At 63.6% G+C, this 13290-nt stretch carries 11 protein-coding genes and 1 pseudogene; 7 read left to right on the plus strand and 5 right to left on the minus strand.

The features are described from left to right. The 3 genes and pseudogenes from RB623_RS25160 to RB623_RS25170 all read right to left on the minus strand — a co-directional run. Nucleotides 1-176, minus strand: a pseudogene (locus tag RB623_RS25160) (HlyD family secretion protein); the annotation flags it as partial. Between the two features lie 3 nt (nucleotides 177-179). Beyond that, on the minus strand, nucleotides 180-635 hold the full coding sequence (locus RB623_RS25165; protein WP_308059861.1) for a hypothetical protein: 456 nt from the start codon (nucleotides 633-635) through the stop codon (nucleotides 180-182). 315 nt (nucleotides 636-950) lie between these two features. Further along, nucleotides 951-2294, minus strand: a complete 1344-nt coding sequence (locus tag RB623_RS25170; protein WP_308059862.1) for an aromatic ring-hydroxylating dioxygenase subunit alpha — start codon at nucleotides 2292-2294, stop codon at nucleotides 951-953. A gap of 117 nt (nucleotides 2295-2411) precedes the next feature. On the opposite strand from RB623_RS25170, the gene RB623_RS25175 reads away from it, so the two are divergent. Next, nucleotides 2412-3305: a LysR family transcriptional regulator gene (locus RB623_RS25175; protein WP_308059863.1), complete on the plus strand. Its 894-nt coding sequence runs from the start codon at nucleotides 2412-2414 to the stop codon at nucleotides 3303-3305. Between the two features lie 2 nt (nucleotides 3306-3307). On the opposite strand, the gene RB623_RS25180 is transcribed toward RB623_RS25175, so the two are convergent. Next, complete coding sequence (locus tag RB623_RS25180; RefSeq protein WP_308059864.1) at nucleotides 3308-4564, minus strand: FAD-binding oxidoreductase; 1257 nt, start codon at nucleotides 4562-4564, stop codon at nucleotides 3308-3310. Further along, nucleotides 4561-6555, minus strand: a complete 1995-nt coding sequence (locus RB623_RS25185) for a prolyl oligopeptidase family serine peptidase (RefSeq protein ID WP_308059865.1) — start codon at nucleotides 6553-6555, stop codon at nucleotides 4561-4563. Before RB623_RS25185 ends, RB623_RS25180 begins: the two co-directional genes overlap by 4 nt. Before the next feature lie 155 nt (nucleotides 6556-6710). On the opposite strand from RB623_RS25185, the gene RB623_RS25190 reads away from it, so the two are divergent. The 6 genes from RB623_RS25190 to RB623_RS25215 all read left to right on the plus strand — a co-directional run bounded on the left by RB623_RS25190 (nucleotide 6711) and on the right by RB623_RS25215 (nucleotide 13285). Next, a complete protein-coding gene (locus tag RB623_RS25190; RefSeq protein WP_308059866.1) occupies nucleotides 6711-7703 on the plus strand; it encodes a membrane dipeptidase in 993 nt (330 codons plus the stop codon). Between the two features lie 172 nt (nucleotides 7704-7875). After that, on the plus strand, nucleotides 7876-9435 hold the full coding sequence (locus tag RB623_RS25195) for an ABC transporter substrate-binding protein (RefSeq protein WP_308059867.1): 1560 nt from the start codon (nucleotides 7876-7878) through the stop codon (nucleotides 9433-9435). 50 nt (nucleotides 9436-9485) lie between these two features. Further along, nucleotides 9486-10433 (plus strand): ABC transporter permease, encoded by a 948-nt coding sequence (locus RB623_RS25200; protein ID WP_308059868.1) that lies wholly within the window; start codon nucleotides 9486-9488, stop codon nucleotides 10431-10433. After that, nucleotides 10426-11298 (plus strand): ABC transporter permease, encoded by an 873-nt coding sequence (locus RB623_RS25205; RefSeq protein ID WP_308059869.1) that lies wholly within the window; start codon nucleotides 10426-10428, stop codon nucleotides 11296-11298. Before RB623_RS25200 ends, RB623_RS25205 begins: the two co-directional genes overlap by 8 nt. Next, nucleotides 11295-12281, plus strand: coding sequence for an ABC transporter ATP-binding protein (locus RB623_RS25210; protein WP_308059870.1), 987 nt, complete (start codon nucleotides 11295-11297; stop codon nucleotides 12279-12281). Before RB623_RS25205 ends, RB623_RS25210 begins: the two co-directional genes overlap by 4 nt. Then, nucleotides 12278-13285, plus strand: a complete 1008-nt coding sequence (locus RB623_RS25215) for an oligopeptide/dipeptide ABC transporter ATP-binding protein (protein ID WP_308059871.1) — start codon at nucleotides 12278-12280, stop codon at nucleotides 13283-13285. Before RB623_RS25210 ends, RB623_RS25215 begins: the two co-directional genes overlap by 4 nt. The last annotated feature ends 5 nt before the right edge of the window (nucleotides 13286-13290 follow it).

Genomic DNA, 13290 nt, shown 5'->3' on the forward strand with positions numbered 1-13290 from the left:
AAGATGAGCGTGATCAGCGTGACCGCCAGGACAAGGCATGCGGTAATTCCCCACCGCAACTCGTACCAGACCGTGTAGATGGTGATCTCCCGGCCGATCCGCTTGCCCTGAACAAAGCGCCGGAACAGATAGTCCGGGACGACGGTCAGCAGCGAACAGAGGAAGACCTCAAGCATTTCTCACACTTTTTTGTCGGCAATGCTTGCGGAGGACAGCAATGGCGGTTGCGGCGTGGCCTGGTCCGCGGGCGCGGACGGAACGGCAACATCCGCCGCCGGAGGCCGGCGCTCGTATCGGCCGGCAATCCGGTTCAGCGAATCCGCGATCGAAACCACCGGCGTTCTGAAATCCGGAAACTGGATGAGCGCCAGAAGCAGCCCCGCGATCCAGAACAGGTGATTGTGGGTGAAGAGCGAAATGAGACCGAGCACACCGATGATCTCGATCTGCGTACGGTTCGCGCGGTGCGCCATTCGTTCCGGCAGAGCATGAAGCCGGAAGTAGAAGGCGCCGAGGAGCAGGACCATGACGATCAGCACCACGACCATCACGTTGAAGAGGACGTCGGTCTCCCCCGGGGACGTGACGAATGGCGGCAGGTGTTGGGTCGCCAGCGGATGGATCGGCTTGTCCATGGCGGAACTGCCAAGATTGAACGGTGTCTCAGGATACGGGCAAGCCGATCACGGAAGCAAGTGCCGTGGCGTAGCTTACCGTAAAGCGAGCCCGGGCGCTTTATGACTCTATCGGCTTTGACGAATGGCGGTGGATGAAACGGCCGAAATGCTGCCGGGGCGCCACGGCTCTTGCGTCCTGGTTTGCGCTGGTCGCCAAGCGACGGAAAGGTCGAGACTATCTCGAGACGGAAGAGATGGCGGCTGAAGAGGGGCTGAGTGGTGCCACCAGCGGTCATTGAAGTGCACAATTAATAGAGATCAATCTCGACCGGCTTAGTCGGACGGCCTTCGAATGGTGCAGGCAGCCTTCGGCGACGCGAAGAGCTGCGAGGGCGCGGCCCACTGCTCCCGCCGCTCGCCGCGCTGGCCTGTCATCAGCGCCTGCATCTGCGAAAGATAGGTCTCTATGAAGAACGCAGTCTGTGATTCCAGCGGCGTGTAGGGTCCTGGGCGATAGACACGCGAAGCGATGCCAAGCGCGTTGTCCTCGGTGATCTTCTTGTCCTGCACGGTGGTGACGTCCCACATCCAGGAGATCTTGTCCGCATCGACGTCAATGTCGGCATCCTTGTCGACCAGCCAGGTCAGGATGACGTCGGTCTCATTGGCGCTGCGCGGGACCATCTGGAACATTGTGAGATAGTCGTTCGGCGCGCTCAGGAACGACAGCCGGCCGATGCGGAATCCGTTCTCGCCGCCGTCATAGCTGATGCGGCCGCCCATCAAGCGGGACACGGGCTGGCCGTCATCCGAAAGGGTCAGGCGGCCTGAGCCGATCGGCTTGCGGTGCATGGCAAACGGCATCGTATCGAGATCGCCGGGCTCCCATATCCCCTTGTTGAATTCGGCGTCGCCGATGACGCTGTGCCAAGCCTCGATCTCGTCCTGCCATTTCCTGGCATTGTAGTCATCGCGCATCGCGGTGACTTTGACGTGGCCGTTTACCCGGAAATATTCGGGGTGCGCCGGGCGGCAATGGTAGCACTCGAGAAAATTCTCAAGCACCAACTTCCAGTTCGCCTTGGTCAGGTAGCTCTTCCGCGCGATTATCCGGGCGCCGTCGACGCCATTCTCGCGCAGGAGGTCCGTGAGGCCGGCTGCCGCCGGTTCGATGTCCGGCAGGCTCGAGCTGTCCAGGCCGCACAGCACCAGTCCGGCGATAACCTTCGTCGGAACCTTGTGCAGCCCAAGTTCCTCCGGATCGACGCCCTCCGGCAGATCGGCCCGCGTCTGCAATTCGCCAGTCAGCCGGAAACCCCAGGCATGGTAGGGACAGACCAGTAGGCGGCCGCGCCCGTCCTTGGTGCAGAGGCGCGATCCGCGGTGAGTGCAGACGTTGTAGTAGGCTGCGATGTCTGCCTCGCCGTCGCCGTGACGCACGACGATGATTTCCTCGTCGAACAGGTTGCGGACGATGTAGCGACCCTTTTCCGGCACCTCGCTGGCATGCGCCACGATCACCCATTGCCGTGGGAACCATAGCTGCCGCTCGAGTTCGAAAATCTCTGGGTCGAGGTAGAAGGCCTGCTGCAGCGACCAGTCCTTGCGGTGTTCTGCGATGAGGCCGAGGACGCGGTTGCGGTCGATGGCCGGTAGGGCCTTCTCGCTAGCGGGCATGGAAACACTCCGGCGGCTGGCTACGATGACTTTTCATCAGTGTTGCGGTGAAGTGCGCGTTCCATCAAGCATGATTTTGGCAGACTTCCATCTCGAAAAGGCATAAGCGATCATCCTATGAAGACGCTGAAGGCCTCGCTTCCGCTGCTCAACGCCATGGTCGCCTTCGAGGCGACGGCGCGGCATGGCAGCCTCACAGTGGCCGCGTCCGAGCTGGCGATCGCGCAATCCGCCGTCAGCCGCCACATCGCCAATCTGGAGACGCGGCTGGCGGTACAATTGTTGGCGCGCAAGGGCAATCGCATCGCGCTCACCGGCGAAGGCAGCACGCTTGCCGAAGCCATCCGCGACGGTCTCGGCACGATACGCGACGCCGTCGAGCGACTATCGGAGCCGGACCGCGACACTTTCGTCATCGGCAGCGGCTACGACCTCGTCCAGGCGTGGCTGATGCCCCGCTTCGAACTCGTCACCTCGCTGGTGACGAATGGGCGGGTCATGCTGCTTACCTCCAGCAATGCGGAAGACTTCAGCCGTCCGGATGTGGCGATCTCGATCCGCTTCGGCAAACCGGAAGACTGGCCGGGATTCGTTGCGCGGAAACTGTTCGACGGCGAGTGGTTTCCCGTCTGCTCGCCCGCATTCCTGAAGCGATATCCGATGCTCGGCTCCGAAGGTCCCTCGGTTTTTGCCGAGGTGCCTCTGCTGCACCTTTCCGCGGCAGCAGATGCGGTCGATAACTGGCGCTCATGGATCGGCACGGACCGCGACCTGCCCGGCCCGACCTTTTCGAGCTACATGCCGATGATGCACGAGGCCATAGCCGGCCGCGGCGCGGCACTTGCATGGGCGGGGTTCAGTGAAGAACAACTGAAGCTAGGCCAGCTCTTGCGCCTGACGCAAACATCCCGTCAGCATGCGGACGCCTTCTATCTCATCACCCGCAAGAAGACGAACGCAACCGTCCAGGCGGTGGCGCAAGCCCTGCTCGACAACGCCGCGGCGCGCTGACCCTATTCGGCTGCTGCCGCGAAGCGATGGGCGCCATGGCGCGCGCTCCAGGCGGGCATCGAGGCCTCGACTGCCGCCTCGTCCTTGAACGCGTCTGACGCATAGCGGTCGACGCGGAAGCGGGTCGGATCGATGATCTTTTCCCTGTCAAGGATGATTTCGGTGGCGAGGCGCCCGAGACCCGGGCCGTGGGTTACACCGCTCTCGTTGTCGCCGCCTACGACGACCACACTCTCATGCCCCGGAACATGTCCGACGAGCAGGCCGACATCGGGTGTGTAGCAGGGAATACCCTGTGTCCAGCTTGCCAGCTTCGAGTCGCGCAGCGGCGGGAAGACGGGCTCGAGTTTTTCCATCTGCTGGTCGACCATCGCCTGCATCAATTCCTCATTGTGCGGCCGACCAGGTTCGATCTCATCGCCACCCAGACGATGCAACGGAATGTAGTGGCTTCCCGTACCCCACATAACCGCACCGAAGGTTTCGCGCAGCCACAAGCGCAACTCGCGGCACTGGATGGTCGGCAAAGTCGACGGCAGGCCGCGATCGTCGGTGACGACGCGCGTGGCGACCACGCGCAGCATTGGCAGGCGCCAGCCCAGGCCGTTGAGGAGTTCATTGTTCCAGGCGCCGGCGGCGAGCACGACACCGTCCGCCTCGATCTTGCCGATCGTGGTCTCAAGCGTCACCTTGCCGTCGGCCTCCGTGATGGAGGTAACCCGCGTTCCGCTGCGGACGGTGCCGCCGAACTTCTCGATCTCGCCAAGCAGCACGCCAAGAGCGAGCGTGGTGTCGACCTGGATGCCATGCGGATTGTAGGCGCCGGAATGGACCTTTGCCGGGTCGACCAGACCGCCCATGATCGCGCCGATTTGGGCAGCGTTCAGGTCCTGCATCTCCTTCGGCGCGTAGGGCGACGTGAGTACAGGCATCACGAAGTCCTCGCGCCCCTGGCTGGTCAGCGCCATCATCAGCGTGCCGTTCTTTCGGTAGCCGATCTCGGTTCCGAGTTCATGCAGCATGCGATAAAAATCCAAACCATATTGCTGCAGCGTCAATCCTTCGGCGCCCATCAGCACCATGCCGGCAGACCAGTGCGAGACGAAGCCCGCGCCAGCGCCGGTTGTGGCCTTGCCGGGCTCGACTGCTTCAAGCAGCGTCACCTTCTTCGTTCCCGCCTTCAGCAGGTGATACGCAGTCGAGCAGCCGATGATGCCGCCGCCGACCACAACGATGTGCTTGTCGTTTCCTTTGGTCAAAGTCGCACTCCCTTGTCTTCTGCCGCGGGCGACGCCCCGCCCACATAGGTGTTCAGCCACCAGACGATGCGGGCGGCGGAGTCGAAATATTCCGGATAGACGCGAATGCTGTGGCCTGCATTGGGATAGGTCACCAGCGCGCTGGACGATCCGGAGCGCAATGCCGCGAAATGGCATTCGAGCGCCTGTGACGGCGGCGTGCTTTTGTCGATGCCGCCAGCCATCACCAGCGTCGGCACCTTCTTGCGCTGTCTGAAGAAAGCCGGGCTGCGGCTGTGGTAGGCGCCGCTGCCGTCCCACGGCGACGCGTCGAGGAACATTGCATCGAACTCCGGTATCTGCGTCGTGCGGTGCTGGCTATGCCAATCGCCGACCGGCGAGATGGGGATCGCGGCCGCGAACCGGTCGCTCCGTGTCGGCAGCCAGGCCGACATGAAGCCGCCATAGCTGGTGCCGGTGACCGCGACACGCGCGGGATCGACCCAACCCTTCGCCACCAGCGCATCGATGCCGCTCAAAATGTCGTCAACGTCGGCGCCGCCCATGTCGCCCTTGACCGCGCGGGCGAAGGCGTCACCGCGCCCCGTGCTTCCGCGCGGATTGGGAAAGAGGATCGTCCAGCCGCGGGCGGCAAGCAGCGGAGCGGCGCGCGTCCGCGCCATCCAGCGGTTGCGATGCGCGGATACGGGACCGCCATGCACGTCGACCAGCAGCGGCGTCGCGGCAGTGGCTTCCGTGGGGCGTACGAGCCAACCTTGTATGATAAGCCCATCGGGCGCTGTCCAAGAAAAGGGTTCGACGGCGCCGTGGCCTTCGATACCGCTCCCATCCGAGGTAGAGAACGAAGCAATTTCCCGCAAACCGCCGTCATCAACTTCCGCGAGAAATGGCGGGGTGGCGTAAGATTCCGCTACCAGCAGCGCGCCGCGGTCTCCGATGGGATAGGAAGCCGGCGCCCACTCGCCGGACGTCAGGTCGGTCGATGCCCAGTGCTCCGTCAATTGCCGCGTCTGCAGATCGTAGTCGGCTACCACCGTCTCATGTCCTCGCAGGCCCGCGAGATGCACGCGTCCAGGAGAGCGCCACTCCACGGAGGTGACGTCGATGCCGTTTGTCGGGACGATGTCGAACGCACCCGTTTTGGCATCGATCATCGCCAGTTCGCCCGCCACCAGGCCACGGTCGCTGCAGAAGGCGCGAATGATCGCGATCTTGCTTCCGTCGTCGGAACCGCGCGGCACCCCGATCTGGTCGGGAGGGAGATGCGAAAGGAGGATCTCGCCCGAACGCGCATCGATGATGGAAAGCCTCGCTGCGTACCAGCTTCCTTCGGCGTGGTGATCGCTGGTGACCGCCGCGACCTTATCAGGGCCGCACCAGCTTGCTTCCCAAACGTTCAGGGGATCGGCAGTCAGAGGCTCTGGTTCACCGGCGCAATCCCAAGTCCAGATCGAGCGCCAGAGGTCTTCTCCCTCGCCCCAACTGACCTCGGGAAGCCAGGGAGGGGCATCCGTTGACTGCTTCTGCGCATAGCCGCCATGGATGCCCGCGAGGTCCGCGCCCGTGCCGGCAACGACCAGCAATAGCCGGTCGCCGGCCGGCGACCAGTCGATCTGCTCGATGCGGCCGGCGACAACCGCGCCAGCGACTGCCTCGTTGCCGGCCCAAACCTCGATGCGGTCGAAGGCAGTCTTGTCGGTCGCGGTGGCGACCGCAAGCCGACGACCATCGGTCGACAACCGTATCTGCCGCGTTTCGCTGTCGCCGAGCCGGACGGGAACGCCGCCGGTACGCGCTACCCGATAAAGGCGATTGGTAACACCGTCCTCGAAGCCGCCGTCAAAGCTCTGCCCGATGAAGTAGGCATCAGGAATGTCTGCATGGCCGCAAGGTCCGCGCGCCGAGAAGACATGCCCATCCAAACCAAGCAGCCGGCTGTAGAGGTCGAGCGTCTCCGCAAACTGCGGCGATGACCGGAAATCCGCCTTCATGACAGCCTGTTCGTCCGCATCAGCCGCTCCAAACACTCTAGACACAGGTGTACAATGGATTGATCCAAGGCCGCGCGCAAGTGCGAATTCCTTGACCGCCGTGCATCAGGATGCACAGTTCGGTGCAGTCAATCTGCATAGCGAGGCGAAAATCCGTGGGCATTTCCGACCAGGTCCAGACCATCTTTGCCGACGAAGTGATCTGGGACGCGCATTCCGGCTTCATGCCAGATCCAGCGGCCAATCTCGACAATCTGCGGATCTGGCGGGACGCCGGCGTCGACTACCTCTCCATCGACGTCGGCTTCGATCTCCTGCCATGGGAAAAGACCGTCGCGACGCTCGCCGCATTCCGCCATTGGATCCTTGCCCGGCCGGACGACTATGCGCTCGTGTCCTCGGTCGCTGAAATCGCGGCGGCGAAGGCTGCCGGCAAGCTGGCAATCACCTTCGACATCGAGGGGATGAACGCGTTGAACGGCCGGGTCGAGATGGTCGAGTTCTATCATCGCCTCGGCGTGCGCCAGATCCTTTTCGCCTACAACCGCAACAACCTCGCCGGCGGCGGATGCCACGACGAGGACACCGGCCTTACCGCATTCGGGCGGCAGGTGATCGACGAAATGAACCGGCTCGGCCTGTTCGTGGACGTGACCCACACCGGCTATCGCACCACCATGGACGTGATGGAATATACGGACCGGCCGGTGGTCTTCTCTCATTCCAATCCGAAAGCGCTTTGCGGACACGGCCGCAATATCACCGACGAGCAGATCAGGGCTTGCGCCCGCACGGGCGGCATTGTCGGCGTCGTCGGCCTCAACAGGTTCCTCGGCAACAATCGCATCGATTCCGAGCGCATGGCGGACCACGTCGAATATCTGATCGACATCGCCGGTCCACGCCATGTCGGCATCGGTCTGGACTACGCTTTCCCGGTTGAGATCGACGGCATCGACACCATCATAGCCGACAATCCGCAATTCTGGCCGAAGGAGGAGTATCCCGATGGCAAGACAAGTTATGCCGAGCCCCGGCAAATGCGGGAACTCGCCGAAGTGCTGTTGCGCCGCGGACAGGCGGAAGGGACGGTGCGCGGCGTGATGGGCGGAAACTTCATGCGGCTCGCCGGCGAAATATGGAAATAGACGTCGGGCCGGCCAAGGTGGGATACGGCGAATCTGATCACGGAAACATGTCGGTACTTTCCTCTGGACACGAGTGTCTGGACGTAGCAGGCTGACGGTTCAGGCTGCCCGCCGAAAGAAGTGGGAACGCCGTGGCCGGCATCAAAGAACGCACAATCAAAGAGGGTCGAACATGAATAAGCTTTCCACCACGAACCTTTCACGCCGGACCGTGCTCGCGGGCGCCGGGGCGCTCGGCTTGGCGTCGCTGATCTATCCGGGCGCGCAGGCGCGTGCCGCCGGATCGACCCTCAGGGTCCGCTCGTATGGCGATATCCAGATTCTCGATCCGGCCTATCGTCTCGCGGCGCCGGAGGGCGACATCACCAATGTCATCTTCGCCGGACTGGTGATCACGACGGCCGGCGACAAGTGGGGCTGGAAGCCGATGGCCGTCGAGACGATCGAACAACTTGACCCGCTGACGGTCGCCTTCAAGCTGCGCGACAACATCGGCTTCACCGACGGGTTCGGCCAGATGACGGCGGAGGATGTGAAGTTCTCGATCGAGCGCATCGCCGATCCGAAAAACGAGTCGCCCTATGCCGGCGATTGGGTGACGCTGAAGGAGGTAGAGGTCAAGGACAAGCTGTCGGGCGTGATCCACCTCAAGGAAGCGTTTGCGCCGCTGTGGACGTCGACATTGCCGACCCCTTCCAGCACCATCCTGTCCAAGCGCGCAGTCACCGAGGCCGGCGGCAAGCTCGGCGTCAAGGCGGTGGCCCAGTCGGGACCGTATTTGCTCAAGGAATGGCTGCCCAAGCAGCGCACCGTGCTCGTCCGCAATCCCGACTGGAAGTATGAGCAGGGCGCCTACGACGAGATCCACGTCCATCCGATCGAGGACGAGAAAACTGCCGAACTCGGCTACGAAGCTGGCGACCTCGACTATACCTGGACCTCCGTGTCGTCGATCACGCGCCTGAAGCAGACGCCGCCGGCGGATACGACGGTGGTCGAAAAGCCGTCGCTGGCCTTCGTCTGGTTCGGCATGAACAAGGCGGTGGCGCCCTTCGACAACCCGGACGCCCGCCGCGCCGTGCAATATGCCGTCGACCGCAAGGCCGTCGTCGACGCCGCCTATTTCGGCGCCGCGGCCACGGCGAACGGCATCATCGCGCCCGGCCTGGTCGGGCACCGCGAGAAGAACCTCTACGACTACGATCCGGACAAGGCGCGCGAACTGATCGAGAAGTCGGGTCTCGCCGGCCAGACGGTGGTGCTGGACATTCTGAACAAGACCGAGCGTCTGTCGGCCGCGCAGGTCATCCAGGCCAATCTTGCGGATGTCGGCGTCACCGTCGAAATCAAGCAGAACGACAGTGGTACGTTCTGGACCCTCGGCTCAAAGGAGAACGAGTACTCAAAGAAGCTGCAGATGGTGGTGCAGCGCTTCTCGATGCAACCCGATCCGAGCTGGGCCACCGAATGGTTCACGCGCAGCCAGATCGGCGTCTGGAACTGGGAAAGCTTCGACAGCGAGGAGTTCGACAAGCTGGTCAACGAAGGCAAGGTCGAACTTGATCCGGCCAAGCGCGACGTCATGTACAAGAAGATGCAGGACCTGATGGAGGAAAGCGGCTGCTACGTCTTCCTTACCCACGAGGTTGCCGGCGTGATGTATCGCAACAGTGTCGTCGCGGCCCTGAAGCCGAATGGCGAGCCCGTCTTCGCGGACTTCAAGCCCGCCTGACGAAATGCGACTGCTAGGCACGGCGTGGGGCCGTTCAGGTCTGTCCTGAGATGCTCCGCTACGCACTGAAACGACTGGGGCTCGGCATCGTCATCGTGAGTGTCGCGATGATGATGCTGTTCGCCATGGTCTACGTCATTCCCGGGGATCCGGCGTCGGTGGCGCTAGGCCCCCGCGCCACGCCGCAGATGATCGAGGCGTTGCGCGCGCGCATGGGCCTCGACCAGCCGATCTGGATGCAATTCCTGAAATTCTATACCTCTGCGTTCCGCGGCGATCTCGGCACCGAGGTTCTGTCCGGCCGCCAGGTGCTCGACGTCGTGTTCGAACAGGTCCCCTTCACGCTCGCCTTGATCGCCGGGGCCATCTCCTGGTCGGTGCTGCTCGGCATTCCGCTCGGCTGCATCGCCGCGGTCAGGCGCGGCGGCTTCGTCGACCGCGTTGTCGGCATATTGTCGGTCGCGGTGATCGCCCTGCCGTCCTTCGTCATCGCCATCTATTCGCTGCTGATCTTCGCAGTGGCGCTGCGGTGGCTGCCGGCGATCGGTGCCGGCGAACCGGGCAATCTGAAGAGCCAGCTCATGGCGCTGATCCTGCCTTCGCTCGCAGTCGGCCTGGGCTGGGTAGGCTACATCGCGCGCATGGTGCGCGCCTCGATGCTGGAGACGCTGGAGGCGAGCCATATCCGCACCGCCCGCGCCTTTGGCCTGTCTGATCGGCGCATCACCTATTCCTATGCCTTGCGGATCGCCATCCTGCCGACGATCACGCTGCTCGGCGTCGGCATCGGCCACATGCTGTCGTCTTCGGTCTTCGCCGAAATTGTCTTCGCCAGACCGGGCATCGGCAAGCTCGTCTATGAAGCTATCTCCGTCCGCAACTATCCGATCGTCACCGGCGCGGTGCTGGTGACGACTGTCTTCTTCGTCGTCGTCAACGTGCTTGCCGACATCGTCATCGGCGCATTGGATCCCCGTGTCAGAGCAAGCTTTGATTGAGCGGCGGCCGCTGACGCGGCTCGGCGGCCTGGGACGGACCCTGCGGCGCATCATGCGCGAGCCGCTTGGCGCGCTGGGTTTGTCTCTCGTCGTGTTCGTCGTCCTCATGGCGCTGTTCGCCGATGTTCTGGCATCCTATCCATCCACCAAGCTCTCGCCCGCCGACCGCTTCCAGCCGGCGAGCTGGCAGCATCTCCTCGGCACCGACCATCTCGGCCGCGATCTTTTCTCGCGTGTGCTTCATGGCGGCCGCATCGCGCTTGCCATCGCCCTCGGCGCAACGGGAGCATCGCTTGTCATCGGCATCGTGCTCGGCCTTATCGCCGGCTACGGACCGCGCTGGCTCGACAATCTGATGCTTCTTCTGTTCGATGCGTTGAAGAGTTTTCCGACCGTAATGCTGGCCCTGACGCTGGTGACGCTCACCGGCCCGTCGCTCACGGCTGTCGTCGTCGTGGTCGTTCTCGTCAGCGTACCCGGCTACGCGCGCATCATCCGCACACAGACATTGGTCCTGAAATCGGCTGAGCACGTCATGGCGGCACGCTCGATGGGGGCGAGCACCGCTCGCATCCTCGCCGTCCACATCATGCCCAACGTGATCGGCCCCATCCTGATCCTCGCCTCCATGGACATCCCCGTCGTGGTGGCCATAGAAGCGGGCCTCAGCTTCCTCGGCCTCGGTGTGCGGCCACCCATGCCGAGCTGGGGCTCGATCCTGAACGACGGCTTCGCCAACATCCGCGACTCCTACTGGATCGTCGTCGCGGGCGGCCTGCCAATCGTGCTGACGACGCTCGGGTTCACCTTCCTCGGCGAGACGTTGCGCGACGTCTTCGACCCGCGGCTGAGGGGGCGCGGATGACGGTTCTCGATGTCCGCGACCTCAGCGTCGACTTTGCCACGGAGGACGGCGCTCTTCAGGCCTTGAAGAAGGTCGAGTTGACCGTGCCGAAGAACCGCATCGTCGGCGTCGTCGGCGAGTCCGGCTGCGGCAAGTCAACGCTGATCAACGCCATTCTCGGCCTGCTCGCCGACAACGGCAGCGTCACGTCCGGGCGCATCCTGTTCGAGGAAGGCCAGGACCTCGCGCATCTCGACGGCGCGGCGATGCGCGCCTTGCGCGGGCGAAAGATCGCCACCGTGTTCCAGGATCCAATGGGCGCGCTCAACCCGGTGCTGTCCGTCGGCCGGCAAATGCGCGACATCCAGTATCGGTCGGGCCTCTCGCGCCGGGAAAAGGATACGCGTTCCGTCGCCATGCTGCGCAAGGTGCGCATACCCGATCCCGAAAAGCGCCTGGCGCAGTTCCCGCATGAATTCTCCGGCGGCATGAAGCAGCGCATCGCCATCGCCATGGCGTTGATGATGGAGCCGTCTTTGCTGATCGCCGACGAGCCGACCACGGCGCTCGACGCGACGCTCGAAGTCACCATCATTGAGCTTCTCAAAGAACTGCAGCAGCAGATCGGCTGCTCGGTCCTGTTCATCTCGCACCATCTCGGCGTCATTGCCGAACTCTGCGACGAGATGATCGTCATGTACGCCGGTGAGGTAGTGGAGCGCGGCACGACCCGCGACATCTTTCACAATGCGCGCCACCCTTACACGAGAAAACTTCTCGCCTGCGATCCCGCCCGCCTGTCGCATCGGGCGGCTCGCCTGCCGACCATCCCCGGCACGCTGCCCGACCTGCGCCGCCGACCGGCCGGCTGCGTATTCCAGGCGCGCTGCGAGATCGCCGACGGCGTCTGCTCCACCATGCCGCCGGACGCCGTCGTCACGGAAGGCCATGTCGCGCGCTGCTGGCACACGAGCGAGGCGCTGGCTGTGGAAGCCACGGCATGACGTCCGAACCATTGTTGACCGTCTCCGACTTGCGCGTGCAATTCCGCATGGGCGGGATCATGGCAGGTCTTTCCGGCCAGCCGACCAGCATCGAAGCAGTCGCCGGCGTCAGCTTCTCGCTGGAGCGCGGGCGCACCTTCGCACTGGTCGGTGAGTCAGGTTCCGGCAAGACGACACTGGCGCGCGCCGTCAACGGGCTCCAAGTCGCCGCCGGCGGTTCGATCCGTTTCGAAGGCCGTGAACTGCGTGATTTTTCGAAGTCCGACTGGAAGCCGGTTCGCCGCCGTATGTCGATGATGTTCCAGGATCCGGTGGGCTCGTTGTCGCCGCGGCTAAGCGTGCGCTCGATCCTGGCCGAACCCTTCGCCATCCACGGACTGTCGGGCAAGGATGCGAATGCCGAGGTCATGCGCCTGCTCGCGCTGGTCGGCCTGCCGCGCGACTTCGCCGATCGCTACCCGCACCAGCTTTCGGGTGGCCAGGCGAGGCGTGTCGGCGTCGCGCGCGCCGTGGCTCTCGATCCGGTGCTGATAATCGCCGACGAACCGACCGCCGGCTTAGATGTATCGGTGCAGGGCGAGGTGCTGAATCTGCTCAACGACCTGCGCGACCGCATGGGGCTCTCACTGCTCATCATCACCCACAACCTGCATGTCGTGCGCCAGATCGCCGACAGCATGGCGGTGATGTATCTGGGCCGCTTCGTCGAGGAAGGCGAGACCGAGGCGATCTTCGCCGCGCCGCATCATCCCTATACGGCGGCCCTGCTGTCGGCCAATCCCGAGCCGGATCCGGACAAGGTGCATAACCGCATCGCGCTGCCGGCTGAAGTCCCCTCTCTGCTTGCCAGGCCATCGGGCTGCGAGTTCCACACGCGATGCCCTTTTGCGCAAGACAAGTGCGCGGCCGATGCACCCCTCCCCGCTCGCGTCGGCGCCAGCCTGTTCACCTGCCATTTTCCACTAAACCCAGAGACCGGGGCGGCACTCGCCGGCGCCGGTTAGGAGAA

Source organism: Mesorhizobium sp. LHD-90, assembly GCF_030929505.1.
Classification (GTDB): Bacteria; Pseudomonadota; Alphaproteobacteria; order Rhizobiales; family Rhizobiaceae; genus Kumtagia.

What these genes read in the sequence shown, in the direction of transcription:
- RB623_RS25165 (WP_308059861.1), bottom strand. Translation starts at nt 635, where the DNA reads ATGGACAAGCCGATCCATCCGCTGGCGACCCAACACCTGCCGCCATTC.
- RB623_RS25170 (WP_308059862.1), bottom strand. Translation starts at nt 2,294, where the DNA reads ATGCCCGCTAGCGAGAAGGCCCTACCGGCCATCGACCGCAACCGCGTC.
- RB623_RS25175 (WP_308059863.1), top strand. Translation starts at nt 2,412, where the DNA reads ATGAAGACGCTGAAGGCCTCGCTTCCGCTGCTCAACGCCATGGTCGCC.
- RB623_RS25185 (WP_308059865.1), bottom strand. Translation starts at nt 6,555, where the DNA reads ATGAAGGCGGATTTCCGGTCATCGCCGCAGTTTGCGGAGACGCTCGAC.
- RB623_RS25195 (WP_308059867.1), top strand. Translation starts at nt 7,876, where the DNA reads ATGAATAAGCTTTCCACCACGAACCTTTCACGCCGGACCGTGCTCGCG.
- RB623_RS25200 (WP_308059868.1), top strand. Translation starts at nt 9,486, where the DNA reads ATGCTCCGCTACGCACTGAAACGACTGGGGCTCGGCATCGTCATCGTG.
- RB623_RS25210 (WP_308059870.1), top strand. Translation starts at nt 11,295, where the DNA reads ATGACGGTTCTCGATGTCCGCGACCTCAGCGTCGACTTTGCCACGGAG.
- RB623_RS25215 (WP_308059871.1), top strand. Translation starts at nt 12,278, where the DNA reads ATGACGTCCGAACCATTGTTGACCGTCTCCGACTTGCGCGTGCAATTC.